Here is a 25,057-nt window from a genome sequence, read left to right on the forward strand (position 1 = left end):
TCACAGCCCGGGCGGGAACACATAGGAGACACGGTCCGCGATGCCCGGAGGCACCTCGACACACTCGGCGGCGGACCGCTGCGCCACCTGCCCGAGCGGCCCCTCCTCGACCTGGATCTGATCGAGGATCACGCGTACGGCGTGCTCGACGGGCAGGAAGCGGCCGGGGAGCACGCTGCAGGTGAGGTACGCCGTGAAGGGCGCGGCTGCTGGATTCAGCCGCAGCACGGGTGGCAGCGCGTCCCATTCCTCGGGGAAGTCCGGCCCTTCCCAGGGAACCGGCGTGAGCACCGCGCGGCCGTCGTCGCGGAGCAGTCCCAGCCGGACCAGCTGCCAGACCGCGGCGAGGAAGGCACAGGACCACGTGCGCTGTCCTTCCGTCTCGCTCCACAGCTCGACGTCCATGAAGACGGAGTGGCCGCGCGCGTCGGTCTCCCTGGGCGGCTGCCAGACCGCTCCGGCCGGGTCCAGGGCGGCGGAGGTGCGCCGTGCCGGGGTGCGGCTGCCGTTGCTGAGCCATCCCGTGCGGCTGACGGGCGGCCGGAAGCCGCTGCTGCCCGGCGGTGGGGATTCCACCAGCCTGTGCATGACGGACTCGGCGGGGCGGATTTGCCTACGGTCGGCGCCGGGAGCGACCGCACAGGCGGATTCGCGAGCCAGGTAGTCGATGGTCAGTCCGGCACGGGTGGCCTCTTCTACGAGCGAGGGCAGCAGTTCGTCGGGAGCGGCGAGCCGGGAGAAGTAGTCGTCGATGAGGAAGCACGTGCTGACGCGGGGGCGTGGGCCGGTGACGGATGTGCCGAGGCCGGACCGGACGGCGTCCACCCACGGCCGTACGGTGGCGAAGTGCCGCCGTAGCCGCTCGGGCCCCTGGACGATGTCTTCCATGTACAAGTGGCCGATCTCCAGGGAGAGGTGGGAGAACGGCAGGGATTCGGTGCGCGGCTCGGCGCTGGACTCCCGGAAGATCGGGGCGGGTCGGTTCACCGTTCTCCCCAGAAACTGTTGTCGGTCAGCCGCTGGGCGAGGTCGCCGAGGGCCCGCCAGGTCTCCGGGTCGGCGATCTGCCGGTCGTGCACGTCCTGGTCGGTGATGAGCCTCTCCTGCCACTGGAGGACGGGTTCCAGCGGGATCTTCGCGATCATGCCGGTCCGGCCCAGTCCCCGGTCGGAGGCGAGCTTCTCGAGCGCGCTGTCGCACTGGGTCATCCACGCGTACCTGGCCGGCCCCACGTGGGACCACAGGGGGGAGTCCGGATCGGGTACGGCCGCCCGCACGAAGCGGATCGCGCCCCGCAGGACGTCCCGGTCGTGGCCCATTCCCTCGCCGGTGGTGAGGATGCCGCGCGGCCCGAAGGTGAGTTCCGCCGCCGCCGCGACGTGCTGCCGCGTCCACCGGTGGAAGATGAGCCACCGGTGGGCGAGCCGGTCGAGACCGCCGCGGGGCGAGGTGGCGTCCAGGACCAGGTCGACGGCGTAGCTGCGTCCGGCACTCAGGTCCACAATGATCACGTCGAACTCACGTCTGAGGCGCAGGACGAGATCCGCACACCGGTGCACGTGCTCCTCACCGGTGACGAACTCTCCGCCGTAGCGGTCGCCCGGCAGGAGGACGAGACGGCCGGAGCCGTTGGGCCGTTCGCGCAGGTCGGCGTGTTCGGTGCGGGCCCAGACGTCGACGCGGAGGGGTTCACCGACGGAGCCCTGCAGGTAAGCGTGCAGGCCGGTCGTCTCGGCCTGGCGGTGGACGTCGGGAAGGTCGAAGACGGTGGCGGCGGTGGGGGATCCGAAGTCGAAGTCCAGGAAGCAGACGTCGGAGCCGTCCAGGGCGCACTGGTAGGCGAGGTTGGCGCTGGTGACGGACCGGCCGGTGCCGCCCTTGTCCGAGGCCGCGAAGACGAGCACCGTCACACCTTCCCGTCGGTGCCGCGGGCCCGGGCGAGGGTGTCCAGCCGGGCCAGGACGTCGAGGGCGAGCGCGAGCGCCGTTCCCGCTTGTTCGCCGACGAGCCGGTGCGCCCTCTCCAGGTCGGCTTCCAGGCGCTTCATCCACTTCTCCTGGTCGGTGGCGCGGCGCGGGGCCGGGTACTGCTCCTGTTCTCTGCCCAGCAGGTGGGCGGCTTCACTGATCGCCTCCTGCGCCTGGCCGGAGAGGTCGCGACTGTGGCTCGGCGGCTGTATGTACAGGATGTGCGCGGCGACCATGCACTCGGCGACACGTTCCGTGATGCTCCAGGAGGGTCTTCCGGCCGGGACCGGTGTGTGGAGGCCGGTGACCGGCAGGCCGGTCCAGAGGCCGGCGCCCACACCGTCCTCGACGCGGTGGCTCCAGACGTGGTCGAGGGTCTCCTCCGCGAGGCGCAGCAGCTTCTCCTCCTCCGAGGTCTTCTGCGCCAGCGAGCACAACTGGACCGCTCGTTTCAGCAATTGGGTGGGAAAGTCACTCATCACCCATGCCATGGCGGGCCCGAGTGCCTCGCTGCCCGGCAGCGGCAGGGTGACCCCCGGGCTGTGCGGTCCTGCCTCTTGGCCGTCGCTCGTGGCTTTACCGGTGAACCGGCCGTGCTCGTTGAGGCGTTCCATGACCTTGATGAGGTTGTTGAGGTCGTGGCCGGTGGTACGCCGGCGCATCATGTCGTGCACCAGGACGGAGACGACGGAGAGGGAGAAGTATGCCGAGTCCGACTGCTGGGACGTGGTACGCCACGGGATCTTGGCGAGCGGCCAGCGGTCCTGGCCGAAGCGCGCGAGAGCCGACCAGTACTGGTGGGTGATCTCCCAGCGCAGCCGCAGCGCGTTGGCCAGTTTGTGCTGCTCGGGGTCGAGCAGGCCTCGGGTGAGGGTCCGTTCGGACATCAGGTCGACTATGCCGTCCAGCGCGACGACCGTGAAGTGAAGGTTGGGCAGAGGGCTGGCGACACCGGCGGGCTGCGGGACCGCCTCGAACGCGGGGCCCTTGAAGGCAACCTCCGGGGCGTCGCGCACGACGCTCCAGGCCCAGCCGCACTCGAACAGGCGGTTGGGGTTGGTGAGTTCGTCACGGACCTCGGCGGGCAGGTCGAGGCCGGGACTTTCGGTGATGGTCGCGCGCAGCGTCCCGAAGCGGTGCTGGAAGCGCTCGACGACCTGACGGTCGGAGAGTCCGTCCTCATGCAGGAGACCGGCGAGGACCCGGCCCTCCGGGGAGGCGATGTCGATCACGTGCACGGTGAAGGACCGCAGCAGACCCACGAGCGCGGCGGACAGCCGGACGCTGGTGTCGCTCTGGAGTTGGTCGATGCGGTCGAGCGTGGACTGCCGGCGGGTCGTGCTCCGGCACCCTTTGAGGAACTCCAGCACGGCCAGGCACAGGCTGACGGACATGGAGTAGGAGTCGACGACGTCGATGTCCCGTTGTTCCTCGGTGAGTTCGCATGTCGGGTCGACCGGGACGAAGTAGTGGCCCCCGTCGAAGACCGGTTCCCGTCCGCGGCGGTTGCGCTCCATGAACTCGCCGAGCACCTCGATCAGCCGGAGGGGGATGTCCGTGGTGTCTCCCAGCGCCCTCAGCGCCTTCGCCACGTCGAGCTGCGTGGTGTCGGGGTGGTCCAGTCGGAAGGCCGGGATCTCGGTGGCGGGATACAGCAGGCAGAGCAGCCGCTCGGCGTCCGCGACACTGCTGCGTCCGTCGGTGTCGTCCCAGGCCCACAGGCCCTCCGGGAAGGAATGCCGGGCCAGCGCCTGCCACATGTCCAGCAGATGCTGCCGTGGCCTGATCCGCATCCGGTTCTCCCCCTCGCCGGCCGCGCCTCCCCGGGACGGTCATCGAAATCTACCCGCTCACCGGAAACCGCAACCGAGAATGATGTAGTCGTAGCCGGTGCGCACTTCGCCTTGCTCGCCGATTTCGTGAATCTGCACGGAGTCGGTGAAGCGCCGGATGCTGGCCTCGATTTCCGTCCGGCTCACATTGCTCGCGGGAAACCAGAGATCACCTACTTGATATCCGGCGCTGTGCTCCATGAAGGCAGCCGCGAAGGGCGCGCCGGGGGTGAGGGCCTCCAGGAAGTGCTGGACGGCACGATGGAAGTCCTCGGTGTCCGTGGAGATCGACTCTGCGACGAAGAACATCGTGCCCGTCTGCCAGCGGTCCGGCAGGTCGACCGGCCGAAGAATGTCGCCTTCCTTCACCTGCGCGACCTCACGCAGGCGGGGCCAGGGACCGTCCGGGATCGCCGCGTAGGCATCGTCCTGGCACAGCTTCTGCCAGAACTTCTCCCAACTGCCGTCGTGCTCGTCGATCTGCCCGCGCAAGTAGGCGCGGTTGGACTTCGACCGGTCCAGCAGGGTGATGCGGTCGCACCAGGGCAGCATCAGAAATGCCGGGTAGAGATTGGCTCCCGCCCCCACGTCGATACCGTGGACCGGCAGATCGGACCGTTCCCGGAAATGATCACTGAAGTGGGCGCGGACGATCGACATGATCTCCTCGTCGACGGAGAGCACCTCGCTGTAGTTCTTCTCGACGTACCTCGCGGGGTCGAAGTCGTCCCACTGCGCGTCCCCGTTCAACTGTGCCTGTTCATCCGATGATCCGAAAGGCATGCCTCACGGTATCAATACAGTCGGTGGAAGGGGACACGATGAACGCACAGCAGGACACGGCGCGCAATACCTGATCCGAGCCCTTGAACAGGCGGGGGCACCACGCAATTCTGGTGCGATGCCAGCACCTTCGCTTCCGCCCGGCCTGCCTCGCGAGGCCAACGGGCAGGACATGTCCGATCTTCTCAGCCTGGATCGGGCCGCCTTTCCTGACGATCCGATGCGGAACTCGACCTTGCGCCAGTTGCTGGACATGTACGCGGACCATCTGCTGGTGATCGAGGACGACGACGGCCACCTGTGCGCCTACGTGCTCGCCACACCGCCGTACAAGGGGGAGAGCTGGATCTTCAGTCTGGGCGTCGCGCCCGCGAGACGGGGGAAGGGGTTGGCCCGCACACTGATGACGCAGGCGCTGGAGACCGTGCGCGCCGAAGGGGCGAGCACCGTCCGGCTCTGGGTGGAGCCCGGCAACGACCCGGCCAGGGCTCTGTACGAGTCCCTCGGATTCACCCCCGATCCAGAGGGGCCTCACGCTGATCACTTCGGCCCCGGCGCTCACCGCCTCGGCATGACCCTCAAGCTGTGAGGTCGAGGCGAGGGGTGCGAACGCGCGGGCTCAGTCCCCGTTCCTGACCCGGGCCAGGGCATGAGTCCTCCAGCACGGTCAGGACCAGGGCGAATTCCGGGACAGGTTCGGGCCGACCGCCCAGAGTCCTTCGCCCACGCCTTCCTCGACGCGTCGGCGTCACAGGTGCTCGAACTATCAGGAGTCGCTCGTTCGAGGATCTACTCCCTGTCGTGGTCCGGGCCTGCGAAGTCCGGACTGCTGTAGTCCGGACTCGTGAAGCTCGGGCGGGTCGGCCCTTCCTCGGTGCTGCTGAAACCCGGGCCGTAGCCGAGGTGCGGGATGCGACTGGTCGTTCTCCGCGATGCCGTCCGGTGCGGCGCCGCAGCAGTGGCGGGGTCGGCGAGTGCATCCCGTAGGAACGGCAGGATGCCGCGCTCCAGCAGGGCCTCGCGCCAGGCTTCCCTGGCGCCGGCAACCTCTTCGCTCAGTTCACCGTAGGCTCCTGAGCCACGTGAGCGCCGGTGGCGCAGAGCGGTCAGGAGGAGCCCGGCGGCTCCGACCAGAATCGCGGCAGCCGTCACGGCACCGAACACCCAACCGACGGTGAGCATCGTCTGTGCGATCGCCTGCTCGGGGTTGAGAACCTTCAGGATGTAGCCGACGAGCAGGCAGATCACAGCAGCGGTGCCGGCGAGGACGGGTGCAAGGACAGCGGCCACGGCGCCGGCGCCGGCGCCGGCGCCGGCTGATTGGGTGACTTCGTCGATGGTCGCGGCAAGCCCCACCTCGTTCGTGCTCCGCTTCGTTCGGCCTGTTTCACGGACGGACGACGGGGTGGACGCCGGTGAGCGCAGTTCATCGCGGACCTTCACGTAGTGCTCGTACTCGGTGGCTGCCGCCACGGTGATGAGTGCGGAGGCGTTGAGTGCCATGGCGCGAAGTTGTTCGGGGCTGATCCGCAGTACTCCGGCGGCCAGTTCCGGGCGGCGCGGTACGGAGCGCAGCGCCTCGTCGAGGATCCGTTCGAACTCCGCGCGGTCCTCGCTGAGCAGGTGGTGCCGGATCGACGGCCGCCACGACGAACCCGACGCGGGCCCCGAAGCGCTCCCGCTTGGGCCGCCGGGCCGCCGGGCCGCCGGTGGCGGATTCGGTGTGTGTGGCGAAGGTGGGGTGCTCTCGGCTGTACCTTCGCCGTCCGACTGCGAACCGCTTTGGGACGGCGGGCGCGTGGATCGATCGGCTTCTGGGGTGGCGGCAAGCCGTGGCAAAGGTGCTGGGGCCGCGCGTCGCTCACCTTCTGAACGCTCGATCACGGCCACGAGCATGAGCCGCGCCCTCTCCAGGCGACGCTCATCGCCCAGTGTCTGGGCGGCCTCGGTCTCCGCGGTGGCGAGGTTGACCAGCGCGGAGCGGGACAGAGAATGGTGTGGGCCGAGTACGGCGGACACCTTTTGGGCGGCGATCGAGAGGACATCGGCGGCCTGCTCCCACCGTTCACGATCCCCTGCCGCCAGCGCCGATCCGAACTGGGCCCGGGCCACGGTGATCAGAGCGGAGAGTGACTTCGGATGGTCACCGCCGAGCAGCCGCACCAGTCGGCGTGCCGTAAGTGCGACGGCGTGCACGCGTTCATCCGCTTCGGTGTGGCGTCCCTGCTGGCGGTTGGCCTCCGCCACAACGGATTCCGCCAGGAGCCGGATTTCCATCGACTCCGGTTCATGCAAGGAGTCGTCACAAGCCCCGAGCCTCAGCGCCTCCTCGGCCGCCCTCGTGGCCCCCGTGAGGTCTCCCAACCGCAGCTTGACCGACGCCAGATTGGCGACGCTCCTGGCCGCGGCGCCGGCTGGATCATTCTGCGCCTCCAGGACGAAGGCCGGCGACAGGACCCCGACCGCAGCCGAGATGAGACCACGGTCGACCAGAATGACAGCCAGTTCATTGCGGGTATCGCCGGGCAGCGCGAGCGACTTCGGATCCCACTGAAGCTGCGCGACGACGCCCCGCAGCAACGCGTCTGACTCTGCGGCAAGGCCGAGCGCTTCGAGCAGCGCCACCAGATAGGCAAGGTCCCGGCCAGGCTGCGCCCGCTGGAACAGATCGGGGGCCCTGCTCAGCAAGAGGGTGGCCGAAGCCGCTCTGCGCCGGGCACCAGTGTCTCCGCGCAGGCTCAGTTCAGCCTGGTCGATGGCTTCCTGCCAGAGGTCGATCATGCGTCGTCACCACGCAACTGACGTTCCATGGCCGCTTTTGCGGCGATGAACCTGAGTTCGGCGACTTGAGACGGATCGAGCAGCGCGCGCTGGGACCACTCGTCGATCCGATCGAACCATGATTCCACCGAGGAGGCCGCTCCCTCGACGGTCAGCGTTTGTGCGCTCAGGACCTGTGTGGGCGACGCGCTTGCCGGATGGACCACATCCAGCAGATGCTCCACATCGAACTGGTCGAAGCGGCGCAGGGCTTCCCCGATGGTGGCCGCGAAGAGCACGTTGGCGGCTCGGTCGGCAGCGGCTCGGTCGGGAGCCTGCTCCAGGAGGATGCCCACGATCACGGGCTCCTGGTCCTCGGGAAGGCCCTTGACGACGGGGCCGCCGGAATAGCCCGAGTAGTCACCCAGGGACTGGTGCGCTGTCAATTGCAGCGCCTCGATGACCCCGCCTCCCTCGCAAAGGTACTCCGTCATACCGTTGTCGACGTGTCCCCTGAGGTGTACTTCGGATGCCGCAGGACGGTACGGCCCGTGCCAGTCGTCTCCGCCATGGGCGACGCCGGCCCGGGGTATCGGCAGCAGTACCTCGTAAGCGTCGGAGATCATGATCAGGGCGAGGTCCGCGTTCTTGTCACGGCGGCACACCTGGCCCGCCAGCCGGCTGCCGTCCGTCAGGACCACGTCCACGTGCTCGTCCAGTGTGTTGAGGCCCCGGAGGCAGTGCAGTGCCGTCAGCACATAGCGACGGGTCAAGAGGAACCCGCCGCCGAGGCGCTGTTGTGAGTGGAAGAGCTCGACCCAGTAACTCGCGTCGATCACGGTGACTCCGGGACCCGCTCCACGCTGAGGGTGACCTCGAACGACGCCTCAGCCGACGCCTTGGACAGGATGACCCCGGCCTCCGCCGCCAACGTCAGCCCGAACGTCACCTCCATGCTCGCCACCCGCCAACCGTCGCGGCGTTGTACCTGCGAGAGGGACCGTTGAGCAATGTCCGATGCCTGGACAATGGCCTCCTCCAACTCGGCGGCCCGGTCACCGAGAGCAGAACTCGACCGCGTACGGCTGGAGATCTGCCGACTGCCCGTCGCGTCCACAGCAACGGTTTCGATCCGAACATCCGCCACATGTCCCCCTGTTGGCCGCAGTGAGGCTCGCACCGACTCTCGGTCCCCGGCAGAAGCGTAGCCAGCACCACGCGGCATCGGCGACCGATTCGCTGTCCTGCCCCCTCCTACGGCGACCACGGAAAACCGGGCGGGGTTACGGCCGCGGCGCGCGGCATCAGCATCACGTCACGATCACATAGACCTTGCGCACGGTTTCAACGGTCTTCCAGACACCGACGAAGCCCGGCTTCATGACAAAGCTGTCGCCCGCCTTGTAGACCTCCGGTTCGCCGCCTTCAGGCGTGAGTTCGACGATGCCGGAGAGGATGTGGCAGAACTCGAAGGTCTCGCCCTTGATCGAGCGCGTCTCGCCGGGCGTCGCTTCCCAGACGCCCGTACGGATCATGTCCCCGCGGGCGACGTCCTGGGCCCAGGTCTTGAAGGCGGGGTTGCCGGAGATCAGGCGTTCCGGGAGCGGGACGGACTCGTGTGGAGCGGAGGAGGGATTGGTGTCGATGGTCTTCAGAAGGGACATGCCCTTTCCTTTCTTGAGCTTGAGAGGTTGGTGGCCACGGCACCGGTCGCGGCTCACCACCCCGACGAAACCGCCTGTTGCCCGCCGGGCCGGTACGCCGGGCATGTCAGGTCAGGGCCCGACTCCGCCCGGCCACGACCTCCGGGCGCAGCAGGTCTGCGAGGGTCTCGGCCGGCAACAGGCCCTTCTCCAGAACGAGTTCGGCGACACCCCGGCCGGTGGCGAGGGCCTCCTTGGCGATGTCGGTGGCGGCCGTGTAGCCGATGTACGGGTTGAGGGCGGTGACCAGGCCGATGGAGTTCTCCACGCTCGCCCGGAGCTGATCGGTGTTGGCGGTGATGCCGTCGACGCAGCGTTCGGCGAGGGTGAGGCAGGCGGCGCGCAGGTGGGTGAGGGACTCCGAGAGGGAGTGCAGGATGATCGGTTCGAAGGCGTTGAGCTGGAGCTGTCCGGCCTCGGCGGCCATGGTGATGGTGACGTCGTTGCCGATGACCTCGAAGGCGACCTGGTTGACGACCTCGGGGATCACCGGGTTGACCTTGCCGGGCATGATGGACGAACCGGCCTGCACCGGCGGCAGGTTGATCTCACCCAGGCCCGCGCGCGGCCCGGAGGACAGCAGCCGCAGGTCGTTGCAGCTCTTGGAGAGCTTGACGGCGATGCGCTTGAGGACGCCCGACATCTGCACGAACGCGCCGCAGTCCTGCGTGGCCTCGACCAGGTTCGCGGCCGTGACCAGCGGCAGCCCGGTGATCTCGGAGAGGTGGCGACGGGCCGACTCGGCGTACCCGGCCGGTGCGTTGAGGCCGGTGCCGATGGCGGTGGCGCCGAGGTTGATCTCGTGGATCAGCTCGACGGCCTCGGCAAGACGGTGGCGGTCCTCGTCGATCATGACGGCGTACGCGGAGAACTCCTGGCCGAGCGTCATGGGGACCGCGTCCTGGAGCTGGGTGCGGCCCATCTTGAGGACCTCGCGGAACTCGACGGCCTTGCGGGCGAAGGAGTCCTGGAGGACGGCCATCGCCCTGAGCAGTCCGTGGACCGCGAAGACCGTGGCGATCTTGACGGCGGTCGGGTAGACGTCGTTGGTGGACTGGCCGAGATTGACGTCCTCGTTGGGGTGCAGGTGCGCGTACCGGCCCTTTTCGTGGCCCAGCAGCTCCAGCGCGCGGTTGGCGATCACCTCGTTGGCGTTCATGTTGGTCGAGGTGCCGGCTCCGCCCTGGATCACGTCGACGACGAACTGGTCGTGCAGCTTGCCCTCGCGGATCTCCCGGCACGCCTCGATGATCGCGGCGGCCTTCTCCGGGGCGAGCAGGCCGAGTTCCTCGTTGGCACGGGCGGCGGCCTCCTTGACCGCGGCGAGCGCGTCGACCAGATGCGGGTAGGCGGAGATGGTCATGCCCGAGATGGGGAAGTTCTCCGTGGCGCGCAGCGTGTGCACACCCCAGTAGGCGTCCACGGGAACGTCCCGGTCGCCAAGCAGATCGTGTTCACTGCGGGTGACGGCGGTCATTCCGGAGCGGGCCCTTCCTCGATGCGGTTCAAGCGTGGACGTGAGTGGGTGCGGCAACAGGCCGCGGGACCGGAAGGCCGCGGGGACGTCCCAGGAGTCTTGCTGGGGAAGTCCCCGCGGTTTCGACGCCGTCGGCATCGGCATCGCCATCGGCTCAGAGCAGCTTGTCCTTCGCCTTGTAGTAGGCGCCGCCGAACGGCAGGAACCAGGGGGTGCCGTTGTAGAAGGGGACGGGCACCTTCGGGAAGCCCAGGCCGCGCAGCGGGTTGGCGTCGGGGTTGCCGTCCATCATCTCGGCGACGGCGCGGCCCATGTAGGTGGCCATCTGGACGCCGTGGCCGCAGTAACCCATGGAGTAGTAGAGGCCGTTGACCTCACCCGCGTGCGGAACGCGGTCCCAGGAGAAGCCGACCATGCCGCCCCACACGTAGTCGATGCGCACCCCCGCCAGCTGCGGGAAGATCTCGGTCATCTCCCGCTTGAGGATGTCACCGCTCTTGACGTCGGAGGCCGGGTTGGAGGGGGCGAAGCGGGCCCGGCCGCCGAAGGCGAGGCGGTTGTCCGGAGTGAGGCGGACGTAGTGGCCGACGTTCTTGTGGGCGACCAGCAGGCGGCCGTTGGGGATGAGCTCCTTGGCGCGTGCCTCCCCCAGCGGCTCGGTGACGATGATGAAGCTGCCGACGTTGATCAGCCGCTTCCGGAACCACGGCATCGACTGGTCGGTGTAGGCGTCCGTGGCCGCCATGACCTGCTTGGCGCGGATGGTGCCGTGCAGGGTCTCCACCACGAAGCCGCCGCCGGGGAGGCGGGTGAGGCCGGTGGCGGCGTTGCGTTCGTGGATCTCGGCGCCGGCGCGCTCGGCGGCGTGTGCCAGGCCACCGACGAACTTGCCCACGTGCAGGCCCGCGCTGAGCGGGTCGAGCAGGGCGCCGTGGTAGTAGTCCGTGCCGAGCTCGGCCCGCAGTTCGCTCTTGCTCAGGACGATGGTCTCGTGGCCGAAGTTGTCGGCCAGGTCGCGCTGCTTGGCCCGCAGTCCCTCGAAGTGCCCGGGCTTGCAGACCGCGCCGAGGCGGCCGGAGCGGTTGAAGTCGCAGTCGATGTTCTCGGCCCTGGTGAGGTCCTCCACGACGTCGACCGCCTCGCGGAAGGCGTCGTAGAGCTCACGGGCCCGTTCCTGCCCGTAGCGCTTGCGCGCCTCCGCGGGGCTGATGGTGATGCCCTGGGTGCACATGCTGCCGTTGCGCCCGGAGGCGCCCGAGCCGACCTTGTCCTTCTCGACGAGGACGGTACGGGCGCCCTTGCGGGCGGTGTGGTAAGCGGTGGACAGCCCGGTGAGGCCGCCGCCGATCACCACCACGTCCGCCTCGTCGGGCAGGTCCTTGCCGGAACGGTCGGGGAGGGCGGGGGCTGTGTCCAGCCAGTAGGGGATCTGCTTCATGGCGTGCGTCCTCTGTGTTCTCGGTCTGGTTCGCCGGTTACGCCGTCGGTCAGCAGCCGAGCAGCTTCGGCAGGCCCGACAGGTCGGGCAGCTCGTCGTACGGCTGGTAGTCGGCGCTGCCGGGGCGGCCGTAACGGTTGATCCACACACGGCGCTTCAGGCCGAGGTCACGGGTCGGGATGTGGTCGTACTCCCAGCCCTGGGCGGTGTGGATGACCTGGGACGGCTCGACGCCCATGGTCCGGAAGGCGTGCTTGAAGGTCTGGCGGTCCGGCTTGTAGGCGCCCGCCTGCTGGGCGGTGATGACGTAGTCGAACTCGACGCCGATGTTCTCGACGTTCCGCGCGATCAGGTTGTCGTCGGTGTTGGAGATGATGGCGATCTCGTACTTGGTCTTCAGCGCGCGCAGGGCCTCCGGCACCTCCGGGAAGGGGCCGAAGGTGGGGACCGCGTCCACCAGGGCCTCGCCGTCGGAGTCGCGGTACTCCAGGCCGTGCAGGCGCATGGCGTTGCGCAGGCTGGAGGGCAGGGCCTCGTGGTAGGGGCGGTAGGCCTCCAGGACGGCCTGGAAGCGCATGACGCGGAAGTCGTCGAGGAACTCGTCGACGTCCAGGTTGTCCAGGTCCAGCCGGCCGGAGTCGGAAAGGATCTTCAGAGTGGTGGGGCCGAGCTGGAAGTCGATCAGGGTTCCATAGGCGTCGAAGGTGACGATCTCTCGCATGGTGTTCAGCCTCGATCTCGCGGGATTTCGGATTTTCCGGGGGTGAGGATGGGGGCTTCAGACGACGCGTTCACCGGGGGTGACGATCGCGTCGAGCGCGGCCAGGTCGGCCGGGGTGGGAATCCAGTCGGCCGCCGCCGCGTTGGCGGTGACCTGTTCGGGGGTCATGGCGCCGCAGATGACGGAGCCGACGGCGGGGAGCGCGGCCAGTGCGCCCACGGCGACTTGGAGGAGGGTGCGTCCTCGTTCGGCACCGTACGCGGTGAGCGCATCGGCCCTGTCGAGGGCGGCGTCGGTGAGCCAGCCCTGGCGCCAGGACAGCCGGCTGCCGGCCGGGGGTTGCTCGCCGCGCCGGTACTTGCCGCTGAGCAAACCGTTGGCCAGCGGGTAGTACGGCAGCAGTCCGACGCCGTGGCGCAGGCAGGCCGGGATCAGGTCCCGCTCCACCGCCCGGTCGAGCAGGTGGTAGCGGGCCTGGGTGGAGACGAAGGCGTCGGTGAGGTCCTCGGCCGGAAGGTTGGAGCAGCCGATGTACCGGATCTTGCCCTCGTCCACCAGTTCCCGGAGCGCGGCGACCGTCTCCTCCAGCGGGGTGACGCCGTCCGGCTCGTGGTACTGGTACAGGTCGATCCGATCCGTGCCGAGTCGGCGCAGCGACGCCTCGACGGCGTACCGGATGTAGGGGCGGGCGCCGCGCCGGCCGTAGAGGTCGGCCTCCTGCCCCATCTCCATGCCGAACTTGGTGGCCAGCACGATCTCGTCGCGGCGCCCCTTGAGGGCGGCGCCGAGGAGCCGTTCGCCGTCACCGCGCCCGCTGTCGCTCTCGCCGAACCCGCCGTACATGTCGGCGGTGTCGAACAGGGTGATGCCCGCGTCCAGGGCCGCGTGGACGACCGCCTTCGTGCCGTCCTCGTCCAGACGGGAGCCGAAGTTGTTGCCGCCGACACCGACCACGGAGACGGTCGGGCCGCGCTCGCCCAGCGTGCGATATCTCATGACCGCCTCCCGAAGCCGATGCAGACGTTCTTGGTCTGCGTGTAGCTGTCGAGGGCCGCGAGACCCTTCTCCCGCCCCCAGCCGCTGTGCTTGTAGCCGCCGAAGGGGAGCTCGACGCCGGTGCCGACGCCGGTGGCGTTGACGTAGACCTGGCCGGCCCGGATGCCCTCGGCCAGGCGCATCGCCTTGTCGATGTCGCGGGTCCAGACGTAGGACGCGAGGCCGTACGGGCTGTCGTTGGCGATGTCCAGGGCCTCGTCGGTGTCGTCGAACTCGATGACGGTGACGACGGGGCCGAAGATCTCCTCGCGGGCGCACCGGGCGTCGTTGGTGACGCCGGTGAGGACGGTCGGCTCGACGTAGTAGCCGTCGGCGAGGGCCGGGTCGGTCGGCGCTCGGCCGCCGGCCCGTGCCACGGCGCCCTCTTCGCGGGCCAGGTCCAGGTAGCCGAGGACCCGGTCGCGCTGCCGAGCGGCGACCAGCGGGCCGACGTCCGGGTCGGTGAGCCCCGGGCCGACGCGCAGGGAGGCGGCGTGGTCGACCAGCTTGTCGAGGAACTCCTCGGCGCCGCGCTGGAGCAGCAGCCGGGTGCCGGCCGAGCAGGTCTGGCCGGCGTTGCCGAAGGCCGAGGCCGCGACGGCGGTGAGCGCCAGGTCGAAGTCGGCGTCGGCGAAGACGACGACCGGTGACTTGCCGCCCAGTTCGGTGACGGAGGGCACCACGTTGGCGGCGGCGGCCTGGGCGACCTTGATGCCGGTCGGCACCGAGCCGGTGAAGGTGACCTGGTTGATGTCCGGGTGTCCGGCGAGGGCCGCGCCGGTCTCGCCGTCACCGGGGACGACGTTGAGGACGCCCGGCGGCAGGCCGCACTCCAGGGCGATCCTGCCGATCTCCAGCGGGGTGAGCGGCGCCTCGGGCGAGGGCTTGAGCACCACCGTGCAACCGGCCGCCAGTGCGGGGGCGGAGCCCCTGGCGGTGTTCTGCAGGGGGTAGTTGAACGGGATGATCTGGCCGGAGACACCGATCGGCTCACGCACGGTGTAGTCGATCAGGCCGGGCCCGAGGGGGATCGTGGTACCGCCGAGTTTGTCGGCGACGCCCGCGTAGAACTCGAAGTAGCGGGCCGCCGCCTCGACATCGGCCTTGGCCTGGCTCAGCGGCTTGCCGACGTCCTGGCTCTCCAGCCGGGCCAGCCGTTCGCCCTGGTAGCGGATGGCCTCCGCGATCCGGTGGAGGACCCGGCCCCGGTCGGCGGCGCGCATGCGGGCCCACGCGGGAGAGGTGAGGGCCGAGCGGGCCGCCGCCACCGCCTGGTCCACGTCCGCCGCGCCGGCCAGCGCCACCTGGGCGATGGCGGTGCCGTCGGACGGGTCGAGGACGGTGAAGGAGCGGCCGTCGGCGGCGGGCACCTGCTTGCCGTCGATGAGCAGCTCGGTCAACCGCAGTTCGCCGGTCATGGCCGGATCTCTCCCTGCACCTCGCCGAAGATGACGACCTCGTCGCCGGGGCGGACGGTACGGATCCGGCGGACCCAGAGCACGATGCCGTCCTGCGGGGCGAGGACCTCCTCCAGCGTGTCGCCGTAGTGGTCGGTGATGGTGGCGATCAGGTCGCCTTCCTTGCAGGTGTCCCCCGGCTCGGCGTGGCCGACGAAGAAGCCGCCGGCGTCGGAGCGGGCGAAAGTGCCGGAGACAGTGGTGTAGGTGTCCCGCAGCTCCGCCGCACCGTCGATCATGCCGAGTTGCCGGAGGATGTTGCGGATGGAGTGCATGTGCAGGGCGACGTTCTCCTCGCGGTAGGTGCCGCCGCCGACCTCGATGGTGATGGCGGGCTTGCCCGCCGCGAGGGTGGGATGGCGCACCGTGCCGCCCCACTTGCCACCCTTCCAGACCAGCTCGTGCCCGGCCGCGAGGGCCATGTCCGTCGCCAGTTCCTCGTAGCCGCCCTGAAGGATGACCAGCGGGGCGATCTCACCGAACGTGCCGCCGGTGTGCAGGTCGACCAGGGCGTCGATGGCCGGGACGACCTGCTCGACGAAGGTGGCGGCCAGGCGCAGCGAGTACGAGCCGTCCGCGTCACCGGGGAAGATGCGGTTGAGGTTGAGGTGGTCCAGGCCGCTGGTGCGGGCCGCCGCCTCGAAGGCCGGGGTGTTCATGCAGGGGATGGCGACGAGCGTGCCGCGCAGGGTGGCCGGGTCGATCTCGGCGACCACGCGGCGGACGGCTTCCTGGCCGTCGTACTCGTCGCCGTGCACGCCGGCGTCCACACACAGCACCGGGCCGTCCTGCGCGCCGTTGACGACGATCAGTGGGATGCCGAGTTCCACACCGTAGCTGCTGGTGCCGACCGGGATGAGGCCTTGGGCGCGCTCGCCGGGGGCGACGGTCAGCGGACCGATGGAGTACATGTCGTTCCTTTCCGAAACATGGATCAGATGCGGGTGGACGCCTCGGCGAGGGTCTCCGCGAGGATGTCGGCGATACGGTCGAGAAGGGCCCGGTCGCTGATCAGCGGGGGCGCGATCTGGACCAGTGGCGCGGACCGGTTGTAGACGCGGGCGAGGAGGCCGGCCTCGCGCAGCCGGCGCGGGATCAGGTCGGCGATCAGGTCGGCGCGGGCGGTGTCGCCGAAGCCGCCGTCCTCTTGGTCGCCGACGAGTTCGCAGGCGTAGAAGAACCCGGCTCCCCGGACGTCGCCGACGATTCTCAGGTCCGCGAGGGATGCCATGCGGCCCGCCAGGTGGCCTTGGAGGTCACGGACGTTCTCCAGGATCCGGTCCCGCTCCATGATCTCCAGGTTGCGCAGGGCGATGGCCGCGCTCAGCGGGTGCCCGGCGAAGGTGTAGCCGTGGTTGAGGACCGTGCCGGGCCGGTTGATGACCTCGACGACACCCTGGCTGACCAGAGTCGCCCCCAGGGGGGCGTAACCGGCGGTGATGCCCTTGGCAACGGTGACCATGTCCGGGCGGGCGCCGTAGCGGTCCCCGCCGAACCACTCCCCGAGGCGGCCGAAGGCCGTGATCACCTCGTCGGCGACGAGCAGGAGTCCGTACCGGTCGGCCAGCGCCCGCAGACCCTGCCAGTAACCCTGGGGCGGGGTGATGCAGCCGCCCCGGTTCTGCACCGGCTCGGCGATCAGCATGGCGATGGTCTCCGGCCCCTCGGCCAGAATCGCGTCCTCCAGCTCGGCGAGCAGCCGGGCCGTGTACAGGCCGTCGTCCGCGTATTCCGGTGCGAGACCGAAGCGGTTGGTGTTGGCCACGAACCGGGTGTCGATCGCCGGCGGGCCGTACGGCTCCGTCAGGCCGGGGTCGTCGGTGAGGGAGAGGGCACCGATGGTCAGTCCGTGGTAGGCGCCGCGCCGAGCGATGGCCTTGGTGCGGCCCGGTTCGCCGCGCAGAGCGTGGTAGCGGCGGGCGATCTTCCAGGCGGTCTCGACGGCTTCGGCGCCGCCGCTGGAGAAGAAGGTGTGCTCGATGTCGACGGGGGCGATCCGCGACAGGCGCTCGGCGAGTTCGATCGCCGTGGGGTGCGCGGAGCCGGACCACAGCGGGCTGTAGCACAGCTCGCGCAGCTGCTTCTCGGCCGCCTCGGCGAACTCGGGGCCGTAGGAGTAGCCGAGCTGGCAGCAGTACAGCCCTGACAGTCCGTCGATGTAGCGGTTGCCGTCCGCGTCGTCGATGTACGGGCCCTCGCCGCGGCTGACGACGAACAGTTCCTGGCCCGGCATCGCGAGCGATCCGTTGGCGGTCATGTGCAGCAGCAGGTGCCGCTGAGCGGTGTCGATCATACGGTCTCACCTCCGGGGGCGGCGACGCCCACCGTGTTCTCGACCGAGAGCAGGGATTCCTGCCGTCCGGTGCCGATCCAGCGGACCAGGGCGACGAGGCCGAGGGCGAGGACGGCGAAGGCGATGAGGATGGCGCTCACTGCGGTCACACTGGGGTCGATCTCGAAGGTGAGCGAGTTGTAGACCTGCACGGGCAGGGTGACGGTGTCGACGGACGAGAGGAACTGGGAGATGTAGAACTCGTCGAAGCTGGTGATGAAGGAGAAGATCGCTGCCGCGATCATTCCGGGGGCGGCGAGGGGGAAGGTGATCTTCCGGGCGATGGTGAGGCGGCCGGCGCCCATGCTGGCGGCGGCGTCCTCCAGGCGTTCGTCGATGCCGCGCAGGGTGGCGATCAGGATCAGGACCGCGATGGGTGAGGCGAGCACGGTGTGGCCGAGCGCGATGGCGATCGGGCTGCCGAGCATCGCGGCCGGCTCGAAGAGCAGGAACAGCCCGAGTGCGGTGACGATCTGCGGGATGAGCAGGGGTCCGAGGACCAGGGCGAACACCGCCGAGCGCAGCGGGAGTTCGCTGCGGACCAGGGCGGTCGCCGCGGTCACCCCGATGATGAGGGAGAACACGGTGCTCAGCGCGGCGACCAGGGCGCTCAGGGAGAGCGCGGCGGGCCATTTGCTGCCGTCGGCGAAGAGGGCCCTGTACCAGTTCAGCGTCCACGCCTCGGGCGGGAAGGCGGCGAAGGCGTTGTTGCTGAAGGAGGTGACGAGGATGACGACGATCGGCAGGGCCAGGAACAGCAGGATCAGGGTGGCGACGACGGTCAGGGCGATTCGGCCGGTGAGGGTCTTGCGCAGCTCCATCATGAGGCGTTCCTCTTCTTACGGCTGGCGCCCAGGGAGCTGACGACCTTGACCAGCAGCAGTCCGGCCAGGGTGAGGACCAGCAGGATGACGCCCTGCGCGGCCGCCCCGTTCCACTGGTTCTCCTTCGTCACCTGCTGGTTGATGAGGGTGGCGATCATCGTCTGGTTGGGTCCGCCCATCAGGGCCGGAGTGATGTAGTACCCCAGTGACAGGATGAAGCTGAGCAGGCCGGCACTGGCCAGGCCAGGCGCGACCAGCGGCAGATAGACCCGGCGGAAGATCGTCACCTTGCCCGCGCCCATGCTCGACGCGGCCGCCAGCAGCCGCCGGTCCACCCCTCGCATCACCCCATAAAGGAGCAGCACCGTGTAGGGGAGCATCATCGAGGTGGTGCCGATGACGACGCCCAGTTCGTTGTAGAGCAGCTGGTAGGGCGCCCCCGGGGCCCACGCCAGGGTTTCGTTCACCAGGCCCTTGTCGCCGAGCATGATGATCCAGCCGTAGGTGCGCACCAGGGCGGACACGAAGTGCGGGACGACCACGACCAGCATCGCCAGACCCGCCCACACCGGCTTCAGCCGGGTGATCGCCTGGGCCAGGACGAACCCGAAGACCAGGCTGAGCACGGCCGTTTCGGCGGAGATCCGCAGCGTGGTGAACAGCACCGACAGATTCACCCCGGTCAGGGCGTCGGCGTACCAGTGCAAGGTGAACGATCCGTCGGCGTCCTTCAGGCTCAGCACCAGCGTGCTGAAGATCGGGTAGACGAACAGCACCAGCAGATAGACCACGACCGGCAGCGCGTACAGGATCCCGACCCGGGTCCGGCGCGAGGCCAGGAGCTTGCGCGGACGGGCGGGAGCGCCCGCGGTGAGGGTGGCTGCCATGGCTCACCCTCCCTGTTCGTCGGCGAAGAGGTTGACGTCCTCGGGGTCGGCGGAGATCCCGACCCGCTCACCGGCGACCGGGCCACGGCCGGCCGGGACCTCCAGCCGCAGCAGCGGCGCCTCCTTGCCGTCGATGCGCACCCCCGCGCGGACCAGGGTGCCCACGTAGGTGGCCATCTCGACCGTGCCGGTACAGAACCCGTCGTCGGTGGCGACGGCCCGCAGCCGGCCCGGCTGCACAGCGACCTTCACCTGCGTACCCAGGGCCAACTGGTGACGGCGCGCCTCCAGCAAGCCGCCGGACCTGTCCAGGCGGACGAGGGTGTGCTCTTCGGTGTGCCGCTCCACGCGGCCGGGCAGGAAGTTGGCCGCGCCGAGGAAGTCCGCGACGAACGGCGTCCTCGGCCGCTCGAACAGCTCCCGGGGGGTGTCGAACTGCTCGATCAGGCCGTTGCGCATCACCGCGATGCGGTCCGACATGACCAGCGCCTCTTCCTGATCGTGCGTCACGTAGATGACGGTCAGGCCGAGTTCCTGCTGGATGGTCTTGATCTCGACCTGGAGCTGGTCGCGGAGCTTCTTGTCCAGGGCGCCGAGCGGTTCGTCCATGAGGATGACCGGCGGCCGGTAGACCAGCGCGCGGCACAAGGCCACACGCTGCTGCTGACCACCGGACAGCTCACGCGGCTTACGGCCACCGAACCCCGACAGGCCCGCGATCTCCAGCGTCTCGCCCACCCGGCGGCGGATCTCGTCCTTGCCCACCCCGCGCAGCGTCAGCGGGAAAGCGACGTTCTCGCTCACGGTCATGTGAGGGAAGAGCAGGTACTGCTGGAAGACGAAACCCAGGTTCCGCCTCTGCGGGGCGAGGCGGGTGACGTCACGGTCCCCGACGGAGATGGTGCCGGAGTCGGGTTCGCAGAACCCGGCGATCATCATCAGCGTCGTGGTCTTGCCCGACCCGGAGGAGCCGAGGAAAGTGACGAACTCCCCGGCCGCGATCTCCATGGATGCCTCGTCGACGGCGACGACGTCGCCGTAGGTCTTGCGCAGAGCCACCACCGACAGCGACTTGCCGGTCGCGGTGGCCGACTTGTTGCCGGCCACCTTGACGGACGGTGTGGCGATACCGAATTCAGCCACGAGCCCACTCCAGCCAGCGCTTGGTGACGGCCGGTTCGTTCTTCAGCCACCAGTCGACATCTGCGTCGAAGCCCTTGTCGTAGTACTTCGGCGCACCCGCGAGCGCGTTGCGCTCGTTCTCGGTGAGCTTGGCGTAGGCCAGGGGGGAGGACGGGTTCGACGGGAACGCCTTCGCCAGGGCGGCCTGGCTCTCCGCGCGCAGCGCGAAATCCATCAGCAGGTAGGCGTTGTCCACGTGGGCCGCGTCCTTGGCGATGGCGTAGCCCGAGAACTGACGGCGCATGCCGTTCAGCTGCCGGGTGACCGGAACGCCCTGCTTCTCCAGATCGGCGATCCGGCCGTCCCAGACGGTGGACATCGTCACTTCCTGGCGGCTGAGCAGCACACCGGGGAGCGGGCCGCTGTCCCAGAACTTCTTGATGTCGCCTCGCAGCCGGGTCAGCGCCTTGAAGGCACGGTCCACATCGAGCGGGTACAGCTTGTCCATGGGAACGCCGTCGGCCAGCAGCGCGAACTCCAGCTCCGGCAAGTCACCGGACGGGCTGCACATCGACCGGCCGCCCTTGAACGCCTTGGTGTCGAAGAAGTCCGCCCACGACTCCGGCTTGGCGCCGCCGAACGCGTCCGTGCGGTACGCGATGCACTGCCCGTAGAAGCTGTGGCCGATCGCATGGTCGGTGATCTGGGCCTCGGGGATCTTCGCGCTCTTCAGGCTCTTGAGCCGGTCGGGGTCCAGCGCCTCCAGCGCGTCCTGCTTGACGTACTTGTTGTGGGACATCATCGAGTTGTTGATGAGGTCGCACTGCGGGCGGCCCTGCTTGATCTGGGCGAGCAGCGGGGCGTCGTCCACGTTGAGCACCTTGACGGCGATCCCGGTCTCCTGGGTGAACGGCGTGTAGATCGCCTTCTGGAGGGCCGCGCCGTAGGAACCGCCGCTGTCGCGGACGACCACCGTCTTGCCGCTCTTGCCGCCGCTGCCGACGGACCGGCTGGTGCCGGTGCCGCAGGCGCCGAGGGTGGTCGCGGCGGCGACGCCCGCCGTGACCCCGCCTATTCCTCGCAGGAACAGTCTGCGGTCTATCCGGGCTTCTTTCATTGTGTGCCTCCTGGTGGTGCGGCCGTGAGAAGAGGGGCGGCTGGGGACGTGGAAAGGGGGATGGTGGGAACGGTGGTCTAGGCGCGGGGGCCCGCCTCGTCGGACCCGGCGCCCACACCGGGCGTCCGGAGGGTGTCGGTCCGCGCGGCCGTGTCGGGGTCCCACGGCACGGCGAGGGCGGCGAGTTCGGCGCCGGGGGCGACGGTGAGACCGTGCATGGCGTAGAAGATCCGTCCGCCGGCCGGGGCGTGGACCGTGTGCTCCGTGCCGTCGGCCGGGTCGACGATGCGGCCGAGGAGGTCGCCTTCGTTCACTTCGCCGATGACGTCGGCGTCGAAGGAGAACTCCGGGTACCACAGGCCGGTGGCCTCGGCGGTGACGCCGGCGGACCAGACCCACTCACGGATCGGGGCCGGGGCGGATCCGTCCTGATCGAGGACGCCCAGGTGGCGCAGTGCCGTGAGGAGTCCGTCGACGCGGCGCAGGGCCGTGGGCTCGTCCCGCTGTCCGAGTGAGCCGACCTCGACCAGGACCGCCGAGATGCCCCGGCGGGCGGCGGCCGCGTGGCTGTTGCCGCCGTCGGCCTTCAGTCCGAGGATGACGTCCTCGATGCCGAAGGAGCCTGCCAGTTCGCCCGTGGCCTTGTCGAGGTCCGGGTCACCGGTGAGGCGGTAGCCGACGAAGTCCCGCAGGACCTGGTCGATGCCGCCGCAGTGCAGGTCGACGTAGACGTCGGCGCCGTCGACCAGGTGGGTGAAGAGCCAGGCGGCCAGCCGCTCGGTGGGGCCGCCTGCCGGGTCGCCGGGGAAGACGCGGTTGAGGTTCACGCCGTCGACCGGGGAGATGTTGAGCCTGCCCTCGTACACGGCGGGCGGGTTGGCGACGGGGCAGATGATCACCTGCCCGTGCACCTGGCCGGGTTCCAGCCTGTCCGCCAGTCGTACGACGGCGTCGATGGGCGTGAACTCGCCGCCGTGCACGCCCGCGGTGATGACGACCCGGGGGCCGGGGCGGACGCCGTTGACCAGGGTCAGCGGGATGTCGACGGTGAGGGTGCCGAGGTCGACCCGGACGGTGCCGCGGACCTTGGTGCCGGGCTGGGCTTCGATGGAGCCGACGGTGAGGGTGGTGTCGTTCATGGTCATGCCTCCGTACGGCCGACGGTGGAGATGAAGTCGATGGGCTGGGGCGAGGTGCCGTCCAGAGCCAGGTCGGCGGCGATGTCACCGAAGGCGGGCGAGAGCTTGAAGCCGTGGCCGGAGAAGCCGGCGAGCAGGATCACGTTCTCGGCGCCGGGCAGGGGGCCGACCAGGGGGCGGCTGCTCTCGGTGTAGCCCTCCATGTAGACGGAGAGGCGGGTCGGGTCCGGGTGCAGGTCCGGCATGTGACGCCCGATCAGCTCGGAGAAGATCTCCAGTTCCTCGGGCTGCACCGTCCGGTCCAGCTGGTTCGGGTCGCCCGCGGGCTGGTGCAGGGCCCGGGAGAGGCCGAGCTTGACGGAGATGCCGTCCGGGGAGGGCAGGCCGTAGCAGTGGGTGGGTGCCGTGCGGATGAACGCCGGGCGCTCCTCGCCGAACCAGGCCTCGGGGGCGGTCGGCACGTACCAGGCGCTGACCAGGCGGCGGACGTCCACCTCCCACGGCAGGTCGGGCAGCAGGTCGTTGACCCAGGGGCCGGGGGTGACGACGGCGGTGTCGAAGCGCTCGCTGCCGGCGTCGGTGCGGATCTCTACGCCACCCGCGACGGGGACGATCTCGCGGACCGTGCTGTAGCGGTGGATCACCGCGCCCAGCTGCTCGGCGCGGCGGGCGGCGCTCTGGATGGTCAGCTCCGGGCGGATGAAACCGGCGCGGCGGTCGAGCACGGCCGCGTCGCCGTCCTCGATGCGGTACTGGGAGAAACGTTTCGCCAGAAGCTCGGCATCCAGCACCTCGTGGTCGAGGTCGTGCTCCGCGATGGACTCCAGGACGGTGGCCATCTGGTGGTGCCCGGTCGGCCCCATCAGCAGACATCCGGTCAGCCGGCGCAGCTCACGGCCGGTCTCCTGCTGCAGTTGCTCCCACAGGGCGTCGGCGTGCTTGAGCAGCGGGACGTAGCGGGAGTCCTCGAAGTGCGCGCTGCGGAAGATCCGGGTCTCACCGCCTGCGGCACCGCGGTCGTGGCCGGGGGCGAACCGGTCGTACCCGACGACCTCGGCGCCTCGGGCCGCCAGCCGCCAGGCGGCCTGGCTGCCCATCGTTCCGACGCCGACGACGGCGACGCGCTTCCTGGCAGCTGACACAGGACTTTCCTTTCGTAACGTCGAGGCGCATGCTGAGCGCCCGACGTGAGACTGGTCGATTCGAGTCGGTTTGGACGGGGGCCGGGCCCTTTCTTCGGGCCCTTGGCTCACAGCCGCCGTGTCTCGCGGTACCGGCCCACTTCTTCGGGATCCATCCGCTTGGGCCGTGCCACATTGTGGAACGCTGTGCTAGAATCTGGCACGAGAATGACAGTGGCTCGGAGGGGAGTCAAGAGGTGTCCAGCAGAAATTCCGCGGATTAACGGGGGGAAACCGGATGGAAATGAAGAGCGTCACGAGATCGCTGCGGGTTCTGGAAGCGGTCGCCCAGCATCAGCCGGTCACCGTCGGGGAGTTGACGAAACTCTTCGGCCTGCCGAAGTCGACCGTGCAGCGCACCCTGGTCACCCTGGCGGAGGCGGGCTGGCTGCGCGCGAACCGCAAGGACACCACCCGCTGGGAGATCGGCGCCCGTGTACTGGCCGTACGGCCCGCAGCCCTGCAGGGCTCCAGCCTGTTCGCCGCCGCCCGCGAACCCATGATCCGCCTCCGCGACACGGTGAACGAGACCATCCACCTCTCGGTGCCCGACGCACTGCACAGCATGGTCGTCGTCGACCGCGTCGACTGCGACCATCCCGTACGGACCTTCCACACCATCGGCGACACGTCACCGCTGCACGCCACGGCCACCGGGCGCGCGATCCTCTCCCAGCTTTCGAAGCAGGACGTCGAGGAACTCATCGCCCAGGGCCTGGAGCGCTTCAGCGACACGACCCCCGCCGACCCCGACGAGCTGCGCGCCGAACTGGACCGGATCCGCGCCGACGGCTACGCGATCAACCGGAACCAGTACCGGCCGGGCGTCTGCGCCCTCGCCGCACCCGTGCTCGACGAGAGCGGGACACCGTTGGCCGCCGTGGCCATCTCGATGCCCGACTCCCGGTACGACGTGCAACGGGAGTCCGAGTGGGGTGGCCTCGTGGCCGGCGCGGCAGAGGAGATCAGCGGACGCCTACTGGGCGGCTGACGGAAGGTGGTGGCCCAAGAAGGCCCCGCCGGAGAGGGCCGGCTTGCACGCGTCGAAGCGTGCGAGCCGGCCCTCTCCGCTTGTCAGGGCAGCCGTCACCCCGGGCCCTGCGGGGGTGTCGGGCCCGGGCGGCCACCGCGCGGCACGGCGCGACGGGGGCAGAAGCGAACACCCGCCGCTCATCGATGGAAGGCCATGGGCCTCATCCCCCATGCCGTATTGTGGAACGCCATGCTAGAATGCGGCATGAACGTGCCTGCGGCTCCGGGGAGGGAGTCAAGGTGAGCGACG

The 25,057-nt window shown here is 69.4% G+C and carries 23 protein-coding genes; 2 read left to right on the forward strand and 21 right to left on the reverse strand.

The annotated features are described in order from the left end of the window. Genes K1J60_RS03270 through K1J60_RS03285 form a run of 4 tightly spaced genes read right to left on the reverse strand, consistent with a single transcriptional unit; the run spans position 1 to position 4,582 of the window. Positions 1-987: an SCO2522 family protein gene (locus tag K1J60_RS03270; protein WP_220644824.1), complete on the reverse strand. Its 987-nt coding sequence runs from the start codon at positions 985-987 to the stop codon at positions 1-3. Continuing rightward, positions 984-1,904, reverse strand: coding sequence for an SCO2523 family variant P-loop protein (locus tag K1J60_RS03275; protein ID WP_220644825.1), 921 nt, complete (start codon positions 1,902-1,904; stop codon positions 984-986). The genes K1J60_RS03270 and K1J60_RS03275 overlap by 4 nt, the downstream gene beginning before the upstream one ends. A gap of 2 nt (positions 1,905-1,906) precedes the next feature. Further along, positions 1,907-3,760 carry an SCO2524 family protein gene (locus tag K1J60_RS03280; RefSeq protein ID WP_220644826.1) on the reverse strand — a complete coding sequence of 618 codons (1,854 nt, stop codon included), beginning with the start codon at positions 3,758-3,760 and terminating at the stop codon, positions 1,907-1,909. Positions 3,761-3,817: 57 nt separating this feature from the next. Next, the gene (locus K1J60_RS03285; RefSeq protein ID WP_220644827.1) at positions 3,818-4,582 is read right to left on the reverse strand and encodes an SCO2525 family SAM-dependent methyltransferase; all 765 of its coding nucleotides are present in this window, start codon (positions 4,580-4,582) and stop codon (positions 3,818-3,820) included. Between the two features lie 118 nt (positions 4,583-4,700). Here K1J60_RS03285 and K1J60_RS03290 point away from each other — a divergent pair, with 118 nt between their 5' ends. Then, a complete protein-coding gene (locus K1J60_RS03290) occupies positions 4,701-5,171 on the forward strand; it encodes a GNAT family N-acetyltransferase (RefSeq protein WP_220644828.1) in 471 nt (156 codons plus the stop codon). Between the two features lie 200 nt (positions 5,172-5,371). On the opposite strand, the gene K1J60_RS03295 is transcribed toward K1J60_RS03290, so the two are convergent. The 17 genes from K1J60_RS03295 to solA form a co-directional block, all read right to left on the reverse strand. Then, positions 5,372-6,217 carry a hypothetical protein gene (locus K1J60_RS03295; RefSeq protein WP_220651248.1) on the reverse strand — a complete coding sequence of 282 codons (846 nt, stop codon included), beginning with the start codon at positions 6,215-6,217 and terminating at the stop codon, positions 5,372-5,374. Between the two features lie 1,142 nt (positions 6,218-7,359). Then, on the reverse strand, positions 7,360-8,181 hold the full coding sequence (locus K1J60_RS03300) for a trypsin-like peptidase domain-containing protein (RefSeq protein ID WP_220644829.1): 822 nt from the start codon (positions 8,179-8,181) through the stop codon (positions 7,360-7,362). Then, a complete protein-coding gene (locus K1J60_RS03305) occupies positions 8,178-8,567 on the reverse strand; it encodes a CU044_2847 family protein (RefSeq protein WP_259407531.1) in 390 nt (129 codons plus the stop codon). The genes K1J60_RS03300 and K1J60_RS03305 overlap by 4 nt, the downstream gene beginning before the upstream one ends. Positions 8,568-8,652: 85 nt before the next feature. Next, entirely contained in the window at positions 8,653-9,006 is a 354-nt protein-coding gene (locus K1J60_RS03310) for a cupin domain-containing protein (RefSeq protein ID WP_220644831.1), read from the reverse strand. A 106-nt stretch (positions 9,007-9,112) separates the two neighbouring features. Then, the gene (gene aspA / locus K1J60_RS03315; protein ID WP_220644832.1) at positions 9,113-10,522 is read right to left on the reverse strand and encodes an aspartate ammonia-lyase; all 1,410 of its coding nucleotides are present in this window, start codon (positions 10,520-10,522) and stop codon (positions 9,113-9,115) included. A gap of 154 nt (positions 10,523-10,676) precedes the next feature. Next, entirely contained in the window at positions 10,677-11,960 is a 1,284-nt protein-coding gene (locus tag K1J60_RS03320; RefSeq protein ID WP_220644833.1) for an NAD(P)/FAD-dependent oxidoreductase, read from the reverse strand. A gap of 49 nt (positions 11,961-12,009) precedes the next feature. Beyond that, a complete protein-coding gene (locus K1J60_RS03325) occupies positions 12,010-12,681 on the reverse strand; it encodes a haloacid dehalogenase type II (RefSeq protein WP_220644834.1) in 672 nt (223 codons plus the stop codon). A gap of 57 nt (positions 12,682-12,738) precedes the next feature. Beyond that, entirely contained in the window at positions 12,739-13,677 is a 939-nt protein-coding gene (locus tag K1J60_RS03330) for an aldo/keto reductase (RefSeq protein WP_220644835.1), read from the reverse strand. Beyond that, a complete protein-coding gene (locus K1J60_RS03335; RefSeq protein ID WP_220644836.1) occupies positions 13,674-15,134 on the reverse strand; it encodes an aldehyde dehydrogenase family protein in 1,461 nt (486 codons plus the stop codon). Before K1J60_RS03335 ends, K1J60_RS03330 begins: the two co-directional genes overlap by 4 nt. Beyond that, on the reverse strand, positions 15,131-16,084 hold the full coding sequence (locus K1J60_RS03340; RefSeq protein ID WP_220644837.1) for a succinylglutamate desuccinylase/aspartoacylase family protein: 954 nt from the start codon (positions 16,082-16,084) through the stop codon (positions 15,131-15,133). Before K1J60_RS03340 ends, K1J60_RS03335 begins: the two co-directional genes overlap by 4 nt. A gap of 23 nt (positions 16,085-16,107) precedes the next feature. Then, the gene (locus tag K1J60_RS03345; RefSeq protein ID WP_220644838.1) at positions 16,108-17,466 is read right to left on the reverse strand and encodes an aminotransferase class III-fold pyridoxal phosphate-dependent enzyme; all 1,359 of its coding nucleotides are present in this window, start codon (positions 17,464-17,466) and stop codon (positions 16,108-16,110) included. Beyond that, entirely contained in the window at positions 17,463-18,329 is an 867-nt protein-coding gene (locus K1J60_RS03350) for an ABC transporter permease (RefSeq protein WP_220644839.1), read from the reverse strand. Before K1J60_RS03350 ends, K1J60_RS03345 begins: the two co-directional genes overlap by 4 nt. Further along, complete coding sequence (locus K1J60_RS03355; RefSeq protein ID WP_220644840.1) at positions 18,326-19,216, reverse strand: ABC transporter permease; 891 nt, start codon at positions 19,214-19,216, stop codon at positions 18,326-18,328. The genes K1J60_RS03350 and K1J60_RS03355 overlap by 4 nt, the downstream gene beginning before the upstream one ends. Before the next feature lie 3 nt (positions 19,217-19,219). Beyond that, complete coding sequence (locus K1J60_RS03360; protein WP_220644841.1) at positions 19,220-20,359, reverse strand: ABC transporter ATP-binding protein; 1,140 nt, start codon at positions 20,357-20,359, stop codon at positions 19,220-19,222. Continuing rightward, on the reverse strand, positions 20,352-21,455 hold the full coding sequence (locus K1J60_RS03365) for an ABC transporter substrate-binding protein (protein ID WP_220644842.1): 1,104 nt from the start codon (positions 21,453-21,455) through the stop codon (positions 20,352-20,354). Before K1J60_RS03365 ends, K1J60_RS03360 begins: the two co-directional genes overlap by 8 nt. Positions 21,456-21,532: 77 nt before the next feature. Then, a complete protein-coding gene (locus K1J60_RS03370) occupies positions 21,533-22,594 on the reverse strand; it encodes a M14 family metallopeptidase (RefSeq protein WP_259407532.1) in 1,062 nt (353 codons plus the stop codon). A gap of 2 nt (positions 22,595-22,596) precedes the next feature. Continuing rightward, the gene (gene solA, locus K1J60_RS03375) at positions 22,597-23,736 is read right to left on the reverse strand and encodes an N-methyl-L-tryptophan oxidase (RefSeq protein WP_220644844.1); all 1,140 of its coding nucleotides are present in this window, start codon (positions 23,734-23,736) and stop codon (positions 22,597-22,599) included. Positions 23,737-24,019: 283 nt separating this feature from the next. On the opposite strand from solA, the gene K1J60_RS03380 reads away from it, so the two are divergent. Continuing rightward, a complete protein-coding gene (locus tag K1J60_RS03380) occupies positions 24,020-24,766 on the forward strand; it encodes an IclR family transcriptional regulator (protein WP_220651249.1) in 747 nt (248 codons plus the stop codon). Positions 24,767-25,057: the final 291 nt, after the last annotated feature.

Source organism: Streptomyces akebiae (assembly GCF_019599145.1).
GTDB lineage: Bacteria > Actinomycetota > Actinomycetes > Streptomycetales > Streptomycetaceae > Streptomyces > Streptomyces akebiae.